The 4,656-nt window shown below is 72.0% G+C and carries 1 protein-coding gene; it reads right to left on the bottom strand.

Annotation, left to right across the window (positions count from 1 at the left end):
• On the bottom strand, positions 1-4,656 hold a 4,656-nt coding region (locus ABT061_RS48145), incomplete at both ends, for a type I polyketide synthase (RefSeq protein WP_502991645.1).

Genomic DNA, 4,656 nt, shown 5'->3' with positions numbered 1-4,656 from the left:
ATCACGGACGCCCCGGCCGGCGGCCACACCGCCACATCGAACGGCACGGCAGGCGAAGCACCCGTGCTGATAACACCGGTCGCGTGCCGCACCCACGACTGACCATCATCGGCCTCGGCCGGGCGCGCGTACACGCTCACCGTCCGGCGACCCGACTCCTGCGCCCCGCCGACCCACACCTGCACCGCCACCGCGCCACCCTCACCGAGAACCAGCGGCGCATCCACGGTGAGCTCCTCCACCGCATCGCAGCCCACCTGATCCGCCGCCCGCACCACCAGCTCCACGAACACGCTGCCCGACACCACCACCGAACCCGCCACCACGTGATCGCCCAGCCACGAATGCGACGCGAGCGACAGACGACCCGTCAGCAACACCCCATCCGAGTCCGCCAGGCCCACCGCCGCACCCAGCAGCGGGTGCCCCGTGGATGCGAGCCCCGCAGCCGCCACGTTCCCCATACGGGGGCGGGATGTCTCGGGCCAGTACCGCCGATGCTCGAAGGGGTAGGTCGGCAGATCGACCCGGCGCCCACCCGGCAGCACCGCCTGCCAGTCGACCGGCACCCCGTGCACATGCAGCTCGGCCAGCGCCGCCATCACCGCCATGTGCTCATCACGATCCCTGCGCAGCGCCGATACCAGCACCACGTCGGCGTCGTGCACGTCCGCCTCGAGCGTGCCGGCGGCCATGGCGGTCAGCACACCGTCAGGGCCCAGCTCAAGGTACGCCCGCACGCCCTGCGCGTGCAGAGCACGGACCCCGTCGGCGAAGCGGACCGCGCCACGCACCTGCTCCACCCAGTAGTCCGGCGAGCACAACTGCTCGGCCGTCGCCTGCTCCCCGGTAAGGGTGGACACCACCGGGATCCGCGGCGGGTTGTAGGACAGCCGGTGAGCCAGCTTACGGAAGTCCTCCAGCATCGGGTCCATCAACGGCGAGTGGAAGGCGTGCGACACCCGCAAGCGCCGCGTCCTGACCTCCCGCTCCTCCAGAGCGGCGGCCACCTCCAGCACCGCCTCCTCCACCCCGGAGATCACCACCGAGGACGGACCGTTCACCGCCGCGACCGACACCTCACCCTCACGCCCGGCCAGCAGCCCGACGACCTCCTCCTCCGAGGCCGCCACCGCCACCATCGCCCCACCGGCGGGCAGCGCCTGCATCAACCGCGCCCGGCTCGCCACCAGCGCGCACGCGTCGGCCAGCGACAGCACTCCGGCGACATGGGCCGCGGTGATCTCCCCGATCGAGTGTCCGGCCAGCACTTCGGGCCGCACCCCCCATGAAGACACCAGCCGGAACAGCGCCGTCTCCACCGCGAACAGCGCGGGCTGCGCCCACCCCGTCTGATCCAGCGCCTCCGCCTCGGCCGTACCCGGCTCGGCGAACAGCACCTCCCGCAACGACCCACCCGACTGCCCGTCGAGCAGCGGGTCGAGCTCGGCGATCACCGCGTCCAACGCCTCGGCGAACACCGGGAACCGCTCGTACAGCTCCCGGCCCATCCCCGCCCGCTGGCTGCCCTGTCCGGTGAACAACACCGCGAGTCTCGGCTCCGCCGCCACCCCGCGCACCACACCCGCACCCGGCAGGTCCTCGGCCAGCGCACCCAGCCCGGCCAGCACCCCATCACGGTCGCCGGCCAGCACCACCGCCCGATGCTCGAACGCCGACCGCATCGTGGCCAGCGAGAACGCGGTATCGGCCAGCGCCACCTCACCGCGGCCCTCCACGTGCGAGGCCAGCCGCCCGGCCTGCGCCCGCAACGCCTCCGCCGTACGGGCCGACACCAACACCGGCAGCACGTCCGCGGCCGGTGCCTCGTCCCGCGGCACCGTTCCGGCCTCGATCCGCGGGGCCACCGGCCCCTGCTCCAGGATGACGTGCGCGTTGGTGCCGCTGATCCCGAACGACGACACACCCGCCCGGCGCGGACGACCGTTCCGCGGCCACTCGGCCGCCTCGGTCAGCAGCTCCACCGCACCCGAGGCCCAGTCCACATGCGAGGACGGCTCGTTCACGTGCAGTGTCTTGGGCAGCACTCCGTGCCGCATCGCCATGATCATCTTGATCACACCCGCCACACCGGCGGCCGCCTGAGTGTGACCGATGTTCGACTTCACCGACCCCAGCAGCAGCGGCCGATCCTCATCTCGCTCCTGGCCGTAGGTGGCCAGCAACGCCTGCGCCTCGATCGGGTCACCCAGCCGGGTGCCCGTGCCGTGCGCCTCCACCGCGTCCACCTCGGACGGCGACAGCCCGGCACTGGCCAGAGCCTGGCGGATCACCCGCTGCTGCGACGGACCGTTCGGCGCGCTCAACCCGTTGGACGCACCGTCCTGGTTGACCGCCGAACCCCGCATCACCGCCAGCACCTCATGCCCGTTGCGGCGCGCGTCCGACAACCGCTCCAGCACCAGCACGCCGACGCCCTCGCCCCAGCTGGTGCCGTCAGCGGTGTCGGCGAACGCCTTGCACCGGCCGTCCGGCGACAGCCCACCCTGCGCACTGAAACCGATGAACCCCAGCGAGGTGGTCATCACGGTCACTCCACCGGCCAGCACCAGATCACACTCGCCCGACCGCAGGGCCTGCGCGGCCATGTGCATCGCCACCAGCGACGACGAGCAGGCGGTGTCCACCGTCACCGCCGGGCCCTCCAGACCCAGCGTGTAGGACAGCCGGCCCGACAACACGCTGGCCGCCAGACCCGTGACACCATGACCCTGCACATCCGCCTGAACACTCACGATCAGACTCGCGTAGTCCTGGCCGCTGGTACCCATGAAAACGCCGGTCGAGCTGCCCTTCAGCGAGGTCGGGTCGATCCCGGCCCGCTCGACCGCCTCCCAGGACGTCTCCAGCAACAGCCGCTGCTGCGGATCCATCGCCAGCGCCTCACGCGGCGAAATCCGGAAGAACCCCGCGTCGAATCCCACCGCATCCGCCAGGAAGCCGCCCTGGACCTCGAGGCCCATCCCGGACAGCATCTCCAGATCCCAGCCCCGATCGGCCGGGACCGGCGAGATCGCGTCCTCACCCTCGGACAGCAACCTCCACAGACCTTCCGGAGACTCCACCCCGCCGGGGAACCGGCAGCTCATCCCCACGATCACCACCGGATCGTCCGCCACCACCGCCCTCGCCCCGGCCACCACACCCGGCACAGTGGCCAGATCCTGCCGACCCAGCAGTTCGGCCAGCAGGAACTCCGCCAGCACCACGGGGGTCGGGTAGTCGAACACCAGGGTGGCGGGCAGCCGCAGCCCGGTGGCGGCGTTCAGCCGGTTGCGCAGCTCGACCGCGGTGAGGGAGTCGAAGCCCAGCTCGCGGAACTCCCGCCGCACCTCGACCGTCTCCGCCGACGCGTGCCCCAGCACCACCGCCGCCTGCGCCCGCACCAACTCGAGCACCAGCCGCACCTGCTCGGCCTTCTCCAGCCCCGCCAGCCGCCGCACCAACTCCGCGTCCCCGCCGGCCGTGGACACGGCCGAGCGGCGGCCCGCGCGCACCAGACCCCGCAGCAGATGCGGCACCTCGGGAGCCGCCCGCAGCACCGACAGATCCAGTCGCGCCACCGCCACCACCGGGCGATCCGACGCGAGGCACGTCTCGAACGCGGCCAGCCCCTGCTCGGCCGACAACGCCGGCATCCCGGCCCGCGCCATCCGCCGCAGATCGATCTCGCTCAACGAGCTGCTCATCCCGGTCTCCTGCGCCCACAGCGCCCAGGCCAGCGACAGGCCCGAAAGACCCGCGGCACGGCGCGACTGAACCAGCGCGTCCAAGAACGTGTTCGCCGCCGCGTAATTGCCCTGCCCGGCGTTGCCTATCACCCCGGCGAACGAGGAGAACACCACGAAACCGGCCAGATCCAGGCCCCGGGTCAGCTCGTGCAGATGCCAGGCGGCGTCCACCTTGGGACGCAGCACCGCATCCAGACCCTCCGCCGTCAACGACGGAATCGTGCCGTCGGCCAGCACACCAGCGGTGTGAACGACCGCCGTCAGCGGATGATCGGCATCCACCCCGGCCAGCAACGCCGCCACCTGCTCCCGATCGGACATGTCACAGGCGACGATCTCGACCTCGGCGCCGTGCGCGATCAGCTCGGCCTGCAACTCCACCGCGCCCGGAGCATCCGCCCCCCGGCGGCTGGTCAGCAGCAGACGCCGCACCCCACGCTCGGCCACCACATGCCGCGCGAACAACCCACCCAGACCACCGGTACCACCAGTGATCAACACCGTCCCCTCCGGATCCCAGACCCGGCCACCGACCTCACCCGAACCGTCACCGGTGACATCCGCAGAGGCATCGGAGGCGGCACCGCGCACAGCCGCCCGTGCCAGCCGCGGAACCAACATCTCACCCCCACGCACCGCCACCTGCGGCTCACCCGAGGCCAGCACCGAGGCCAGCACCGAAGCCACTACCGTGGCCGACGCCGCAGACGCGTCCGCGGGAGGCTGCTCCTGCATGCCCACCGGCACCGACCGGCCCAGCTCCACACCATCGCCGCCGTCACGGCGGGCGACCGAGCGCCCGCCGGCCACATCCACGTCGACCAGGACGAACCGGCCCGGATTCTCCGACTGCGCGCTACGAACCAGACCCCCCACCGCCGCAGCCGCCAGATCAGTGACCGCC

Origin of the sequence: Streptosporangium sp. NPDC002544 (assembly GCF_040295965.1) — a bacterium.
Lineage (GTDB): Bacteria > Actinomycetota > Actinomycetes > Streptosporangiales > Streptosporangiaceae > Streptosporangium.
This window is presented reverse-complemented; position numbering and strand designations above follow the sequence as displayed.